General features: G+C 43.5%; 12 protein-coding genes and 1 pseudogene. 6 read left to right on the top strand and 7 right to left on the bottom strand.

Annotation, left to right across the window (positions count from 1 at the left end):
• Together HRT75_RS03945 and HRT75_RS03940 are read left to right on the top strand one after the other, a co-directional pair.
• Positions 1–250: pseudogene (locus HRT75_RS03945) on the top strand (biotin attachment protein); the annotation flags it as partial.
• Positions 251–253: 3 nt separating this feature from the next.
• Positions 254–1,660 carry a TolC family protein gene (locus HRT75_RS03940; protein WP_291182897.1) on the top strand — a complete coding sequence of 469 codons (1,407 nt, stop codon included), beginning with the start codon at positions 254–256 and terminating at the stop codon, positions 1,658–1,660.
• A gap of 7 nt (positions 1,661–1,667) precedes the next feature.
• On the opposite strand, the gene HRT75_RS03935 is transcribed toward HRT75_RS03940, so the two are convergent.
• The 3 genes from HRT75_RS03935 to HRT75_RS03925 form a co-directional block, all read right to left on the bottom strand.
• Entirely contained in the window at positions 1,668–3,620 is a 1,953-nt protein-coding gene (locus HRT75_RS03935) for a cytochrome c peroxidase (protein WP_291182895.1), read from the bottom strand.
• A gap of 115 nt (positions 3,621–3,735) precedes the next feature.
• A complete protein-coding gene (locus tag HRT75_RS03930) occupies positions 3,736–5,583 on the bottom strand; it encodes an alkaline phosphatase PhoX (protein WP_291182893.1) in 1,848 nt (615 codons plus the stop codon).
• 395 nt (positions 5,584–5,978) lie between these two features.
• Positions 5,979–6,203 (bottom strand): hypothetical protein, encoded by a 225-nt coding sequence (locus tag HRT75_RS03925; protein WP_291182891.1) that lies wholly within the window; start codon positions 6,201–6,203, stop codon positions 5,979–5,981.
• A 264-nt stretch (positions 6,204–6,467) separates the two neighbouring features.
• On the opposite strand from HRT75_RS03925, the gene HRT75_RS03920 reads away from it, so the two are divergent.
• The 3 genes from HRT75_RS03920 (at position 6,468) to HRT75_RS03910 (ending at position 10,618) form a co-directional block, all read left to right on the top strand.
• Positions 6,468–6,914, top strand: coding sequence for a DUF4199 domain-containing protein (locus HRT75_RS03920; protein WP_291182889.1), 447 nt, complete (start codon positions 6,468–6,470; stop codon positions 6,912–6,914).
• Between the two features lie 166 nt (positions 6,915–7,080).
• A complete protein-coding gene (locus tag HRT75_RS03915; RefSeq protein ID WP_291182887.1) occupies positions 7,081–8,382 on the top strand; it encodes a DUF3179 domain-containing protein in 1,302 nt (433 codons plus the stop codon).
• Positions 8,383–8,425: 43 nt separating this feature from the next.
• Positions 8,426–10,618 carry an amino acid permease gene (locus tag HRT75_RS03910; protein ID WP_291182898.1) on the top strand — a complete coding sequence of 731 codons (2,193 nt, stop codon included), beginning with the start codon at positions 8,426–8,428 and terminating at the stop codon, positions 10,616–10,618.
• On the opposite strand, the gene HRT75_RS03905 is transcribed toward HRT75_RS03910, so the two are convergent.
• Complete coding sequence (locus HRT75_RS03905) at positions 10,615–11,778, bottom strand: MFS transporter (protein WP_291182885.1); 1,164 nt, start codon at positions 11,776–11,778, stop codon at positions 10,615–10,617. The genes HRT75_RS03910 and HRT75_RS03905 overlap by 4 nt on opposite strands.
• A 125-nt stretch (positions 11,779–11,903) precedes the next feature.
• Here HRT75_RS03905 and HRT75_RS03900 point away from each other — a divergent pair, with 125 nt between their 5' ends.
• Positions 11,904–13,247: a M24 family metallopeptidase gene (locus tag HRT75_RS03900; protein WP_291182882.1), complete on the top strand. Its 1,344-nt coding sequence runs from the start codon at positions 11,904–11,906 to the stop codon at positions 13,245–13,247.
• Positions 13,248–13,387: 140 nt separating this feature from the next.
• On the opposite strand, the gene HRT75_RS03895 is transcribed toward HRT75_RS03900, so the two are convergent.
• From HRT75_RS03895 to HRT75_RS03885, 3 genes are read right to left on the bottom strand one after another with little or no spacing between them, the layout of a single operon-like run.
• Complete coding sequence (locus HRT75_RS03895) at positions 13,388–13,819, bottom strand: response regulator (protein ID WP_291182880.1); 432 nt, start codon at positions 13,817–13,819, stop codon at positions 13,388–13,390.
• Positions 13,737–14,900: a PAS domain-containing protein gene (locus tag HRT75_RS03890; RefSeq protein ID WP_291182878.1), complete on the bottom strand. Its 1,164-nt coding sequence runs from the start codon at positions 14,898–14,900 to the stop codon at positions 13,737–13,739. Before HRT75_RS03890 ends, HRT75_RS03895 begins: the two co-directional genes overlap by 83 nt.
• A 20-nt stretch (positions 14,901–14,920) precedes the next feature.
• Positions 14,921–15,400 carry a hypothetical protein gene (locus tag HRT75_RS03885; RefSeq protein WP_291182876.1) on the bottom strand — a complete coding sequence of 160 codons (480 nt, stop codon included), beginning with the start codon at positions 15,398–15,400 and terminating at the stop codon, positions 14,921–14,923.
• Between the last annotated feature and the right edge of the window lie 57 nt (positions 15,401–15,457).

The following is a 15,457-nucleotide window of genomic DNA, read 5'->3' as shown; positions in this document are numbered from 1 at the left end:
CGGCGGAGCTGTGGTAGCCATAGATACGTACCTCAGTGACAACGGTAAATACCGCGTGCTGATTGCACAGGATCCGAACGATCACGAGTGGCCCGAGGAGCTGCGTGTGGGCTCTGGAGCCTTTACCCTAGCCCTTTTGAATGATGTACCGATCTGGTTTGAACTCTGGCGACAGCTCAACGGGTTCCCACCAGACTACTATCTGCCAGAAGGCGCCGAAAAGAAAGAATCGACCAAAAAGAAGAAATAAGTAATGAAGCTAAGATTGCACCTATTGATCGCCTTGCTTTTGAGCATTAGCGGTTTGCAGGCACAAAGTGATACGCTTTTACTGAGCTACCGCGAGTATTTGGGGTATGTGAAGGAGTATCACCCATTGGCCAAACAGGCAAAGCTCGTGCTCAGCAATGCCGAGGCGGAATTGCTTAAGGCCCGTGGCGGATTCGATCCGAAGATCGAGGTCGATTACGATCAGAAACAATTCAAGGGAGACGAGTATTACGACATTCTCAACGCCACTTTTAAAGTACCCACTTGGTACGGTATTGAACTAAAAGCTGGTTTTGAAGAGAACGAAGGGATCTTTTTAAACCCGGAGCGAAGCGTACCAGAAAATGGCTTGTACAACGCAGGGCTTTCTGTTTCAGTAGCTCAAGGATTACTGATCGATGAGCGCCGCGCGCAATTACGCCAAGCGAAGTTCTTTGTGGAGCAGTCCAAACAAGATCAGACCTTACTGGTCAACGAACTGCTTTACAAGGCCAGTGAGGCTTACTTTGACTGGTTACAGGCTTATAAACAGGTCTTGTTGCAACGTGAATTTCTCGGTAACGCAGAACAGCGTTTTAGAGGCGTTAGATCCAGTGCGCTTTTGGGAGATGTAGCCATCATTGACACTGTGGAGGCGAACATTCCTGTGCAAAACCGATCGTTATTGTTGGAGCAGGCACGAATCGCTTTGAACAATAAAAGACTCGCTTTGAGTAACTATTTATGGATCTCTAACAACATCCCCATGGAAGTGCGGGAAGATGTTATTCCTGAGGAGACTTTGGAGGTTACCCTTACGCAAACCTTAGGGGTATCCCCCCTAAACACGGAGGAATTTGACCTGACCAATCACCCCAAGCTGCTTTATTTACAGTATAAGGGAGAAGCTTTAGAGGTGGATCGACAGTTCAAGGCCAATAATCTATTGCCGCGAATTGACCTGGAATTTAATGCCTTGAGCAGTACTCCAGACCGGACAGAGACCTTTAACAGCAACGATTATAAATTTGGGATCAATGCCAGTTTCCCGTTGTTCTTAAGGAAAGAACGCGGTGCGCTGCGCATGGCCAAGTTCAAAATACAAGACAACGAATTTGAGCAAGAGTTGGCACAGATCAATATTGCTAATAAGGTAGAAGCCTTGCAACAAGAGCTCACCTCTTTGCGCCAGCAGATCAATATCAATGAAGATATGGTGAACTCCTATACCCAAATGCTCAATGCAGAAATCAGGAAGTTTAGCCTTGGTGAGAGCTCTGTCTTTTTGATCAACAGCCGCGAGCAAAAATTGGTTGAAGCGCGCGTCAAGCAAATCAAGCTCGAACAAAAATACTACAGCGGATTCGCTAAATTGTTCCAGGCCTTGGGGATTACCGAGGTTGAGCTTTAATATAGTGCTATCGGCTTAAGGGGCGCTTATTGACCTCAACGGCTTCAAAGTCTCGAGGCAATGAGGCAGGAGGATTAAATCCACCATCATCGGTCAGTGCTTGCATAAAGGCAATCAACTTTTCAATCTCTGCTTGCGTCAAACCCAGAGGATCTCTGGCTAGCGTTTGATGCTCCAAATCCATGCCGCTGCCGGCTCCTCCGCCTAAGTTGTAGAATTCCATTACCTCTTCCAAAGAGTTGAAAACACCGTTGTGCATATATGGGCCCGTCAAGGCTATATTCCTGAGGGTTGGCGTTTTAAAAGAATTGCTGTAGAAATCTGCTTTTTCCTTCTCGAGACCATTACCGCGTCTACCTATATCTGAATCTAAAACCCAAGGTTTTTGATTGCTCAGAGGCACGCCAAGGACCTCAGATTCCGACTCGTTGAATAAAGGCGGTACCGTTCCAGAAAACAAAGGCATAAAATGACAGGTCGCACAAGCAGCTTTTCCTGTAAACAGGTTGAAACCCTTACGCTGTTCAGGGGTCAATGCCTTTGAGTCGCCCGCAAAGAATCGATCCAAAGCAGAATCATACCGATTGAGCTTCATGACATAAGCAGCCAAGGCGTAGTCAATATTGTTAATGCGCAGGCCTTTGGCTTGCTCGGGAAAGGCCTCTGCAAATAACTTACGATAGGTTGGACTACTGCTGAGTTTGTTGAGAATATCACGGTAGTTGGTGTCAAATTCATCCTGACTCAACACCACGTGTTCAAATTGGTCTTCGAGGCGTTTGGCGCGTAGATCGTGAAAATAACCCGTGGCATAGATCGCGTAATTCAATGTAAGCGCATTGCGCTTAAGCGGTTCCCCTTGGTTGGACAAACTCTTAGGCATTCCGTCTGTAAATGCTCTTTTAGGATTGTGACAACTGGCACAAGACATTTCATTGTCTGCAGAAAGTACTGGATCGTAAAAAAGGAGTTTTCCCAAAGCCGCTCTTTGATCAAAAAGGCTGTCATTGGGTACGCTGGAGTAATAGAACGGATCCAGCAGGTTTGGACTGAATAGACTGGTGGCCTCGTAATTAACAGCAGGTAAATAGCGGCTCACTTCTTCAATGGTCTCGTAACCTAAACTCAAATGAATCTCCAATAATAGTTTGTAGATGGGATTGGCTACCTCATCCAAAAAGCGCAATCGATCAAAACGCTCAAAATCACCTTTTGCAGTCTTGGATATCCCTTTGTCAAAAAGCTTGGACAATTGATCCCACAAAGCTTGTTGATTAATGTTCTGCAATTCACTTTGATAGTAGGCCGAATAGCTCTTCAAACTTTGTAAAACTTGATGGGCATCCCCAATACCCATTAAAGTTCCTGGAGTATCAAAACCTGTTATTCCCAAAGTCATTAGACGGAGCATGGCCTGTCTGCTGGATTCAAAAAATTGACGATCTGTAAACTTTCTGGAAGTGAGGAATTTGGTAAGAATCTCTGTGTTCTTTAGAAGTAATGCGGTTTGTTCTTGCAAAGCCTCTAAATCCAAAGTAGAGGCGCCCATAAGCTCGTCAATGACCTGCAAGCCTTTTGGCGCTAAGACCACATGCTCGGCCACTTTGGGCTCTAATTTAGGAAGAGGTGCACCGTTGATGTTGCGGTCCACAGCCTCCTTATCGAGGTATTCAAGCATGAATTCAATTTGCTTGTAACTGCCTCTTAATTTTTTATAATCCCTTTGCAAAGCAAGGGCATCACCCTCTTGGGCATATTGGTCAAAACTGGTGGTTTGAGATTTCCAGTATTGAAGTTCTTCTTGGAACTTTTGATTTAAAAAGCCAATAGCTTTTGCTCTATAATTGTCCTCTTTATTAACATGAGGCTTGCTGGCAGATATCAGCAGTACAGTAAGCAGAATACTTACCAAGAGAAGAAGATTATCTGATCGAAATAAACGAGTAAATCTTTTGAGCATAATAGCAATCATTTTGAGGTACGCTTTTGCAGTTCAGGTCAACTGCTGAAATTACCATTGATGTCCAAGCCGGAGACCATAGAGCCTCCGGTGCTTGGAATCAACTTGAAAAAAATTACTTGATTAGTAATTTCTTAGTTTCTCCTTCTGAAGTCTTCAATAGATAAGTTCCAGTAGAGAATCCTGCGATATCGATAGAACGCACATCGCGATATACGGCAACACGACGCCCAGTGATGTCGTAAAGAGCAACATCAGCAACTTGGTTGAAGTAAACAATACGCTCTGTTGGGTTTGGATAGATGATAAACTCGTCAGTGTCCAAATCAAACTCTGGTGCAGCCAAAGTTTCCAAAGCTCCTGAATCATCAAAACCAGTAATGGCGAAGGTCAAAGAGTTGTTGTATGGGAAAGGGTTAGAAGTGTCTGGGTGTTGAGAGTTAACCAATACAGACTTCCCGTCAGCAGTTCCAACAGCTCCAGTGATCTCAGCACCGCGAGGAGTCTGAGTCAAACGGATCAAATCGTCTAAAGTTGGGCTGGCAATATCCAAATCCAAAACATACATCTCACACATACGATCGTCTGGATACTCCAATGGCGTACGTCCAAAAGAAGTTCCGTTAAGGTCTTCTTGGATCAATAGGTAACGCTTGTCTTCACCGGCAACGTTTGTGTAAAGGATGCTAAGTCCATCAGGGTTAGACAGGTGCTTGTTTGGGTAATCTGCCACAGCAGGAGAGGTCTCAAAGTAAGGTCCACCTTCCATGAAAACAGTTACCTCTTGCGTTGCTGGATCGTATTCTAGAATACGTCCGTAGTAATCCCAGTAAGCCGCATCGTCAGGTCCAGTAGCGCCTTGAGCAATAGCTCTAGCGATGTGGTGTGGTGCGTAAACGGCGCCAGCCGCAGCCTCATCAGCCCAGCGAGAAGCAGGATTATCACGACCTGTCTCTGTCATATATACTTTTCCAGTTTCTTTGTCTAGAGTTACCCACTCCAAACGGTTGAACATGGTAGCTCCACCAGAAACAGCCTCTGCAGCAAACTCAAGCATCTTGTCAAAATCGTTAGAATCGATCTCTACCCATGGATCTCCACCGGCATCGTGCTTAAATACATAAAGTGTTCCTTGCGTAAAGTCTCCAGCTTCATCAGCAACAAACTTGGTAAAGAAACCAGGAGTAGCATCTGCTCCTAAGTAAACCGTTCTGTTGTCTACCGCAACTGCACCACCTTCAAACGGCTGACGCCCCCAGTTGTACTGCTTACGGATAGCCTTGGCTTCACGAGGATCGATCTCAACCATCCAGTTGAAGTTCTGATACTTCTGAATGGTTTGGAAGTTGGCCATCTCGAATTCCGTATACTTAATGGTATAGTCAGAAATGTCACGAACACCAGTTCCGTCTAGGAAAATACTCGCGTTATCCGTACGGAACCACTCTTCTGCAGTCCAGATACGTCCGTCAACAACAGAAGTAATACCTCCACAATTCATCCCGGTCTCTCCAACGTTAGAAAAGTCTACGTTAAAGAAATCTCCACTACGTCCGTCAGAAAGTGTTTGTGGAATAATGTAAAGGGTGTCATCTGATGGGTTACGACCTAAAAGGAAGGCAGTCATTCCACCTCCATCACCGATCTTATCATCGGCCAAGATGCGCTCGTGGTTTACAGAAACCCATCCGATCGCGTTTGGATCATCTACACAATCTGTAGCAGAAAGTGGGGTAAATCCAATAAAGTCATGCCATTGTTTGGCAGGTACAGCTTCATTCTCTCCGGTTTGAACAAGGTCTTCACCTCCAACGAATAAAACTTGGTATTGAAAAGGAGAAGGAGGAATTACAACTTCTACAGCCTCCCAATCCGTCTCTACTGCGGCAGCAGGAAATTCACTTTGAGCCAAACCTAAGTTACTGATAACAAGGGCCATGAGGCTAAGTACTTTTAATTTCATCTGTTTGATTTTTAGTTATTAAGGGTTAAATGAACACCCTAAACTTAGCTTGGCTTTGTTAGGAAATTCTGAAGAGAATTTGAATAAAGGATTAGCCTTGTGTTAAGCGGATTAATCTTTGATTAGCAGAATGAGATAAGATTGGATTTAGAATTAACCTTTTCTTGAAAAGAGCGAATTGTGGTTAATCCGTATAAGTTGATTTAGACAAGAGTATGCTTCAAAGTAGCTATGCCAAAGTCTGAAAAGAAATTGTTAACTAAGGAAGGAACTGTTTTTATTTAGAGCAGGTCTAAATAGCACATTTATCAAAAAGACGAACGAAAAATGATAAAATGCATCACGCACAAAAAGGGAGGGCATAAAAAAATCCGCTCGTTAAAGCGGATTTTTTATTAGGCTACTAAGGGTTTTCCTTTTAACCTTTTCTCTATTTTCTGTTTAATCACGGTGAGTCGCTTCATGAGTTCCATTAGCTTCGCATCGCGATTTTGTTTATAGACTTCATTCACTCCCAAAATCAGTTCCTTAACTTCTCGTGAGGCAAGAATACGTTCTGATGTCGTTTTGAAGGAGTGCTTACGTTGCTCAAATTCGAGCGCTTTATCAACTATATCCATTCGCAAAAATTATGTGCTTTTTAGACAGTTTAAATATGGTGCAAAATACTTAAACAAAGGTTATTGTAATGCCATTACTTATTAACAATTCTTATAGTACAATCGCTTTCAATAATCATGACTGCACCCGTTTGTTGTCAATTAATAAGTCGTAATAACTAACTCCCAGTTACCTCTAAACACCCATTTTAACAAAGCTTAACACCTCTTTTCTTGATTTTGTTTAATTTTTTACTATTTTTATTAAACAAAAAATGAAAAGCTATGATACGGACTTATTTAAAATACGGAGGTGCGATCGCCCTTGCACTGATCGCTTATTTTTTAACCATGAAATTATTGGGGTGGCATGAATATCCTGCCCTGAGTATCTTGAACGGTGTTATCTACGGAGCCGGAATCCTAAAAGCCATGCAAGTGTTCAAGCAAGGAAGTTCTCGCTTTACCTATGCAGACGGATGGCAGATTGGCTTCTTAAGTGGAACCATCGCGACCTTAATCTTTACCGGCTTTATGGGCTTTTATATGTTGGAGCTCAACACAGAATTTGCCAACGCCGTTCTAGGCAATTGGGGAATTACATATACCAACGGGGTCGTGGTGATGATGCTTTCCACTGTACTTATGGGAATGTCAACAGCTATTGTGCTCTCATTGACCTTTATGCAACTGCTCAAGCCCACTTTAAATCCAAAAGGCATCAACGCTTAGAACAAACAACCAGAATCGAAACCCCTGCTAATCAGGGGTTTTATTTTACCTCCATGTTTGGTTTTCTATACTGGTTACGACCAAAGAAAGAAAAGCGAAGCAAAAGCTGATTATTCTTTTAGGATTTATACTCTTACCATTCACAGGTTTTGCCCAGACAGAAGATTTGTCACAAAGTCGGGCTCATTATCAATACTTTCTAGACCTCTTTAGAACAGAAAACAGTAAGGATCACGAGCGAGCTCTGCGCTTCATTGAGCAAAATTGGAATCCGAGTTTTGAGATCTATGCTTTAGAAAGTCTGTATTTTTTAAATCAGCCCAAAAGCAAACTTAAACTGCTTTTGTTGTTGCAAAAAAGCAGCGGACAAAACATTGCTTATGATTATAACGCTTGGTTTGAATACCTCTGGAATAAACCAGAAAACTACAATACAGACTACTATCAATTCAAAGCGATCTTGCATCGTAGTATCGACTTTCGATTTGCAGATTATTTTTTAGGCCGATCCGATCAGAGCGAGATACGGTTGGATGAAGTTCGTTGGGGTGGTGTAAAGCAAGATGGTATTCCTCCGCTGCGCAATCCACAAATGATCTCTGCCAGTGAAGCTGATTATCTAGACGACAACAATGTTGTTTTTGGAATCTCCATTAACGGAGACGCCCGAGCTTACCCGAAACGCATTTTGGCTTGGCATGAAATGTTTACCGACACGGTAGGTGGAGTACCCGTTGCAGGGGTTTACTGCACGCTTTGCGGCACAGTAATTCTATACAAAACGCAGTATGAAGGCACGCAATACAATTTTGGTACCAGTGGATTTTTATACCGATCCAACAAGCTGATGTATGATCAAAAGACACAATCGCTTTGGAATACGCTTTGGGGCAGACCGGTCATCGGCCCTATGGTGGGTCAAGACATTCAATTGGAATACCTCAATGTAGTGACCACCACCTGGAAGCAATGGAAGCAGATGCATCCAGACACTCAAGTGCTTTCTACCCATACAGGCCACCGCAGAGACTATGGTGAAGGCGTGGCCTATAAAGATTACTTCGCTACCGATGAACTCATGTTCAACATCCCCCAAAACGATCGCAGACTTAGAAATAAGCAAGAGATCTTAGCCTTCAGAGACCCCTTAAACACGGAGGAGGTCATTGCTATTCCCTCTAAATTTCTCAAACGAAACAGAATCTACTCGCTTGACTACAACGGTGAAAACCTGACCATTTTTACAGATAAGAGCGGGGCTCACAGAGTGTATCGCACCCAGGGAGTCAGCTTTAAAGAATACAACAAAACCGATGGAGCCATTGATTCCTCAGGAAATTATTGGACCCTTTATGAAGACCAAATCTACAACGAATTCACTGGTGAATCGCTAGCGGTAATGCCTGCCCACAACGCTTTTTGGATTGGATTCAAGGCTGCCTTTCCGAATACAAAACTCATAAAGTAAGTTCACTTTGCGCATAAGATAAAACTGTTATCTTGTGCTTACTATGCAAGACCATCCTTCTACCGCCAAGAAATTTGGCACCTTTGGTGGTGTTTTCACCCCAACTTTATTGACCATTCTAGGGGTAATTATGTACCTGCGAATGGGATGGGTAGTTGGAAACGCCGGTTTGCTGGGCGCTTGGTTAGTGATCATTATTTCCTTTCTGATCACCTTATGCACGGCACTCTCCATGTCCGCAATTACCACAAATATTAGGATAGGTGCGGGAGGAGCTTATGCCATTATCTCACAGTCCCTGGGCTTGGAAGTAGGTGGAAGTTTGGGTATACCGCGATATATTTCTCAAGGCTTGGCGGTTACTATGTATATCTTCGGATTTAGGGAGGGATGGCTTGGAATCTTCCCAGAACACAATGCCTTTTTAGTCGATGTCTGCGTCTTTGCTGGATTGGTCACCATTGCTTATATAAGTGCCAATTTGGCCATAAAGATTCAGTTCATCATTATGGTGATCATCATTGCCTCATTAGTATCTATTGTACTTGCAGCTTATGACGGCTCCATGAGTATTCCCACCAGTGAAGCCTTGAGTTGGGGTAGCTTTAAAGGCTCTCCTGAAAATAACTTTAACGGCAGCAATTTTTGGCTGGTCTTTGCGGTTTTCTTCCCTGCGGCAACAGGTATTATGGCAGGAGCAAACATGTCTGGAGAGCTCAAAGACCCTCGTTCTAGTATTCCCAAAGGTACCCTTTGGGCCATTGGAGTAAGCTTTGTAATCTATATGCTGCTCGCGTTTTGGTTGGCCCGATCAGCCTCAGAAGCTGAATTGATCTCCAACTACAACATCATTATTGAAAAGGCCTATGTAGGCCCACTGATCATTGCGGGTATTTTGGGGGCGACTTTCTCCTCTGCTCTAGCCTCTTTGGTAGGCTCTTCCAGAATACTCTTTGCCATGGGAGAGCATCAGGTCTTGCCTAAATCAAAATTCTTGGCAGGAACCTCTGCTAACGGACAGCCTAGAAATGCTATGGTAGTTACCGGGATATTGATCTTTGCTACCATGTTGTTGCGCAATCTGAATGCGGTGGCGCCTTTAGTGACCCTATTCTTTTTGGTGACTTATGCCATGATCAATATTGTGGTGATCATAGAACAAAATTTGGGATTGATCAGTTACCGCCCCTTGTTTAAAGTACAGCGTTGGATCCCTTGGTTGGGATTGGTATCCTCCGTTTTGGCGATGTTTATTATCAACCCGACCATCAGCTTGGTGACTATTGGAATAGTATTGGCAGTGTACTGGTACCTCTCCAGACAGAACTTAGAAACTCCTTTTGAAGATGTGCGTTCAGGACTCTTTGTCTCTTTTGCAGAATGGGCCGCAAAGCACACCTGGGGCATGAAGAAAATGCAACAGCGTGCCTGGAAACCCAACCTAATGGTTCCTGTTAGAGACCTGACTGGCGCTCGTGGGAACTTTGACTTCCTTAGGAATATTGCACACCCTAAGGGTTCCATAAAACTCTTGGGGATTGAGCCGAGCTCTGAAGGAAGCACGATGGGGAACGAACTGGAAAGCTTAGCACAATCCTTTCGGGACAAAGAAGTCTTTTCCAGCTGGACCATTATCAATACCACGGAATTTGCCAAAGGGGTCAACTACGGAAATCAGGCCTTGTTGGGAGCATTCTTCAGGCCCAATATTGTCTTTCTCAACTTGCAGGCTCATGATGATTATGAGACGGAGCTTCGCCCCGTGATTCGGGAGTGTATCCGTTTGGAAATCGGCTGCGTGGTGTATCAACAGCATCCAACTGCTCAACTTGGGCAGCGCGATACCATAAATGTATGGTTGAGCGATCGCCGAGACAATTGGAATTTGGGTTGGGATATTGGCAACCTGGATCTCTCTACTTTATTGGCCTATAAGCTGATGAAAAACTGGAATGCAAAGATCCGTTTGGTTATGGTTATTGCCGATGATGATCAACGCGAAAACGCAGAAGGCTTTATGCGTCAACTCATCAGCTTGGCCAGACTACCCGATACGCTAATGGAGATATTTACAGGGAGTTTTAGGGATGTTTTGGTGGATGCGCCACGAGCAGATCTCAACATTTTTGGTATGGATGCCGATCTCCGCTTTGAATTTGTGAAGGAGATGACAGAAGCGACAAACTCTTCTTGTTTGTTCGTAAAAGACAGTGGTCACGAGAGTATTTTGGCCTAAGACTGCATTTTAAGGGCAATCAACCCAATCGCTGGCCCAACAGCGAGGATCGCATAAACCACTGTTGGATTGTACTGCAACACTAAGCTACTTAGCAATTGAATACTGACTATCGTTATTGCAAAGCCAACGCAATTGACAATAGTAAGCGCTGTACCTTTAATTGCTGGTTCTGCGCCATGGGCAACTAAGGTGGAGAACAGGGGAGAATCTGCGATGACCAACAAGCCCCAAATCAGCATAAAGAAAATAAAAACCTGAGCGGAAGTAGCAAACATAAAAGGCGACAACAGACAGCAGACCCCTGAACCCAATAATGCCACAAAGGCCGTTTGTTTTAAGCCAAAACGCCGGGCGAGAAAACCTGCTAGTATGCATCCGAAGCTACCGATACCAATGACGCTAAAAGACAACATGGAAATATCTAAACCGATCTCTGGATGCCGCTCCAAATAAGTTTGGAAAATAACAGGCACAAAAGCCCAAAAGGCATAGAGTTCCCACATATGTCCAAAATACCCAAAAGCCGCAGCACGGAATTCACCATTTTTAAAAACCTGTAAAAAAGCAGTCATTTGAGGTCCAGCACCTGCTTTTCTGTAGGGTCCATCAGGCACAGTTAGCAGCAAAAGGAAACCTCCAAATAGCGCCAAACCAGAAACTGCGATCAATACTACTTTAAAAGAATACTGACTGCTCAGGCCTTGGAGCAAATGCGGCAAGGCCGTTCCCAAAACCAAAGCACCGACCAAAAAACCGAGGGACTTTCCTAAACCTTCTCGGTAGTAATCCGCAGCAATTTTCATCCCAACTGGGTAGATACCGGCCAAAAAGAAGCCGGTAAAAAATCGTAAGCTCAATAAGGAATACAGACTATGAGCATCCCAAATCATCGCAGCATTGCACGCGGCTCCCAAAAGTGCACTAATAGCAAAAACGCGCCCTGGAGCGTACCTATCAGCCAAAGTCAACACAGCATAAACCAAGGTTCCCACAATAAATCCCAACTGTACCGCAGAGGTCAACGACGCTAAAGCGTTGGCGGCCAAATTAAAATGATCAACCAAGCCGCCTAGTGCGCCATTGCTGGCAAACCAGAGTGACGTACAGCAAAACTGCGCGAGAACTATGACCGGTAAAATGTGTTTGGGAACCTGCATGGGATAGGTATTAAAGATAATGCGTAAAACTCAAAAAGTGGATAATCCAACCAGAAATGCCGAAGCATCCTTAGGTCTTTGGTTATTTCTACTGTATTTTTAAGGGATATAAAGTAACCATCACCATGCGAAGAATACTCATAAGCTGTCTTTGTTTAATTACGCTAATTAGCTGTAAAGAGAACCTCGTTGAAAACGAATCTACAGAAACTATAGACCCAGTAGCCTATTGGGGAGAGAATCCTTGGCCTGAAATCCGGAAAGATAGAATCAATACGCTATTGCCAGAAGCCATGAAAGCAGCTGGAGTGGATTGCTGGATTGTAGTTTGCCGCGAAAACAATAACGACCCCATCGCCGATCATATTGGTGGAGAGAATGCTGGAGGCACAGCAGCCTTTCTTTTCTATTTGAATGCCGATGGTTTTCACTCTAAGGTATATTCACCTTCAGGAGAATCTACTGCACTAGCAGATCTCAAAATCCATGATGAAGTGGTGCCTGTGGAGCGAGGCGTTTCTGCCTTGGCCCAAGCTACCGAGTTCATCAAAGAACAGGATTTTAGTAGCATAGCTGTGAACTCTTCTGAATCTAATTCCACCGCCGATGGCCTCTCTTATACCCAACGCAAGGAGCTGGAGGAACTCTTGGGCGATCAAAGGAACCGATTGGTGTCTTCCACGGAATTGGTCTACCAATGGCTTTCGATAAAACTACCTCAAGAAGTAGATATCCTTAGAAATGCAGCGCAATTGACGGCCGATTGGCAAATTGAGGCGTATCAGCAAGTAGTGCCTGGTGTATCAACGGATGCAGATATAGCAGCATTTCTGAAAGCTAAAATGGCAGAATACGGGGTAACCGATGGTTGGGCTCCGGATCAGAATCCGAATGTAAACTCAGGACCGGATCGGGGTCATTCTCACGCAACCGATAAAGTGATCATGCCTGGAGATGTAATCCAGATCGATTTTGGGATTAAAGTCTACGACCGCTGGGTAAGTGATATCCAACGCTTCGCTTATGTGCTAAAAGAAGGGGAAAAAGAATTACCTGAAGACATTGCGCATTACTGGGAAAGTGCGAAAGCGGGAAATCGAGCTGCCTTAGCAGCAATGGCTCCCGGAGTAAAAGGAATTGAGGTTGATCGGGCGCAACGCGTTCTTATGGAAAAAGCAGGATCTGAATATGTGATGTGGAGCACAGGTCACCCTGTAGGCTACGTAGCTCACGATGTGGGGCCGAATTTAGGTGGATCTCAAGCACCTTCTGTTAGACCAGCCTCCCAAAAGGAATTGAAAGAAGGCATGACCTTTGCCTTTGACGGTTTTCATGCCTGGAATCTGGATGAAGAAAACGTCAAAACCATTTCTGTGGAAGAGATGGCTGTGGTCAAATCCAACAGCGCTGAATACCTAATTGCTCCGCAACAGGAGATGGTATTAATTGGAAATAAAGCGATCAAATAACACTATAAATCCCAAACAGCAAAAAGCCCATCTACGGGAATGGGCTTGCTGTTCAGCTATTGGTCCTTTGTTCACTAATCTTAAAAACGTTCTCAATAGAACCTGCTGGCGCGGGGATGAACATGTCGAATTTTAGCGTATTAACCAGTCAAACTCCCGTTTCTTAAATTCTTAAATTCTGTACTTAACTTCTGCAGTGTTAATGGCTTGGTTAAATAGCCTTTACACAAACTATACTCTCTACTTTTAGCCAAATCTTCAGCATATTCAGATGAGGTTAACATCAACACCTCAATATGGTGTTTCTTAAAGAGCTCCATGGCTTCAAAGGCTTCTAGAACCTGCCAGCCACTCATATCTGGCATATTAATATCCAATATCACCAAATCAGGTACCGAACAAAATCGTCGGTTCAAAGAATTACTAAGGCCTCTAAAATAGGCCAAGGCACTGCCCCCATTAATGAATGGTGAAATCTGTATGCACGGATCAAAATTTTTGATCAGATGCTGACTCAAACAATGAGTGGTTCTGTTGTCGTCTATAAGAACGATATGTCGAATGCTTTTCATCTGCCGTCTCCCTTTTTTGATTCGGAAGACTGATGCGCACTTCCGAACAATTATCTCTACTAACTTCTATGTCTAAACTGCCTTTGAATAATTTGATGATGGTTTTCATCAAGTAAACACTCATATCGATGCGCGATAATTCGTGATCATTCAAAGTTTTGTACGGTAATGGACTGTCACTGAGCACCAAATCTGGGATCAAATGACTTACGGTAAAAGTCAGGATTAACTGTTCGGATTGATTTTCTGCTTTGAGGGATACTGAAGGGCCGTCACCGAACTCTTCAGCATATTCAAACTTGATCACATAGCGAATAACTGCCTTGATCAGCGCTTTAAGCAGCGCTTGATTAGTCAGAAAGGGGCGCTTGGAATCAATATTTAAATGCAGCGATAAGTTTTCATGTCTAACACATTCTTTTAATTCTTTTTTTACGAGTGGTAAAAAGGTGTTTAATTCTATCAGGTCATCAGTATTGTAATCTGTCGAAAATATCGACACGGTTGTCAGATCATCCAAGAGTTGCTTGCCTCCAGTTAAACTTCCACACAACATATTGAGAAGGTGCTGAGACTCTTCATTTAAAGGTTGGAGTTTTAAAAGCTGGAGCAGCCCTTGAGAAAAACAATAGGGGGCTTTCAGATTATTCTTGCATTGATAAAGCATCAATTCCAAGGTCATCGATTTATTCTGTAAATCAACTTCAAGAGCCCGTCTACGTGAAATATCTACCATCACAACGGTGTAAACGGGCCCAGAATCGGTCTGCTGCGCGCGAAGCTCGAGTTCTAATGGGAACCGCGACCCATTACTTTTCAATCCTGTGAACTCATTGATCTCGCGTTGGTCTACCCCCATAGACTTTTGCAACATAGTGACCAACTCCAAATTTGAAGTTGAATTCTTATTCAATTCTAAAAAATTGGCAAGTGGTTTCCCTATAACATCAGATGTTTTAAGTCCGAACATGCGCTGAGCGCCATTGTTCCATCCTGTAATTCTCCCCTGTGCATCTAAGGTTACGAGAACCACCTTGCCAATCTCTAACAGACTTTTGTCATTATACTCTCCTGTAATCATTATCCTTCTCTCTTAAACAATCATCCAAAAGTTCTGCTATAATCTGCTACATATCTATCGCAAAACTGACGAGCTTCATCGTAAGTATTGCAAATTTGATATGGCGTGAACGGATCGTAGATACGCTTAAATGAACGTATAGACAACACCGATCTAGTTTCTTTTGCTACAAATGCATCGGCGAGTCTGACATTAAAGAGTCGCTCGCTTTTGGCAAAATATCGAGCCGCAGCTACTGAATAACTTCCCCATGCTTCGGAAACATCAATCAAAAATGGGGTGCGTTTATTATTGCACAGGGTTACTATAGTATCAGCATAACGCTCCAGAGTAGGTATAGATACTACCTTATCACTTTCAACAGTATTAAAAGTGATTAGCAAAACTCCGCTGTCGTATTGGAACTCTGCCTTATCTAGAACGATATGTTGACTGGTAACTGCCATCGATTGTTCTACTATATGCCATAGGTGTACCAAACTTGATAACAAGCGTTCCAAAAAACTTATATTATTGATTATCAGAATATTAAAAAATAAGAAAGGGGAAAAACCCTC

The sequence above is a fragment of the Gilvibacter sp. genome (genome assembly GCF_013214815.1).
Lineage (GTDB): Bacteria > Bacteroidota > Bacteroidia > Flavobacteriales > Flavobacteriaceae > Gilvibacter.
The sequence above is the reverse complement of the archived record's forward strand: the minus strand, read 5'-3'. Positions and strand labels throughout refer to the sequence as shown.

Excerpts from the sequence above, each read along its gene's own strand:
- HRT75_RS03905 (WP_291182885.1), bottom strand. The coding sequence starts at position 11,778 with ATGCAGGTTCCCAAACACATTTTACCGGTCATAGTTCTCGCGCAGTTT.
- HRT75_RS03910 (WP_291182898.1), top strand. The coding sequence starts at position 8,426 with ATGCAAGACCATCCTTCTACCGCCAAGAAATTTGGCACCTTTGGTGGT.
- HRT75_RS03900 (WP_291182882.1), top strand. The coding sequence starts at position 11,904 with ATGCGAAGAATACTCATAAGCTGTCTTTGTTTAATTACGCTAATTAGC.
- HRT75_RS03930 (WP_291182893.1), bottom strand. The coding sequence starts at position 5,583 with ATGAAATTAAAAGTACTTAGCCTCATGGCCCTTGTTATCAGTAACTTA.
- HRT75_RS03925 (WP_291182891.1), bottom strand. The coding sequence starts at position 6,203 with ATGGATATAGTTGATAAAGCGCTCGAATTTGAGCAACGTAAGCACTCC.
- HRT75_RS03935 (WP_291182895.1), bottom strand. The coding sequence starts at position 3,620 with ATGCTCAAAAGATTTACTCGTTTATTTCGATCAGATAATCTTCTTCTC.
- HRT75_RS03920 (WP_291182889.1), top strand. The coding sequence starts at position 6,468 with ATGATACGGACTTATTTAAAATACGGAGGTGCGATCGCCCTTGCACTG.
- HRT75_RS03890 (WP_291182878.1), bottom strand. The coding sequence starts at position 14,900 with ATGATTACAGGAGAGTATAATGACAAAAGTCTGTTAGAGATTGGCAAG.
- HRT75_RS03895 (WP_291182880.1), bottom strand. The coding sequence starts at position 13,819 with ATGAAAAGCATTCGACATATCGTTCTTATAGACGACAACAGAACCACT.
- HRT75_RS03940 (WP_291182897.1), top strand. The coding sequence starts at position 254 with ATGAAGCTAAGATTGCACCTATTGATCGCCTTGCTTTTGAGCATTAGC.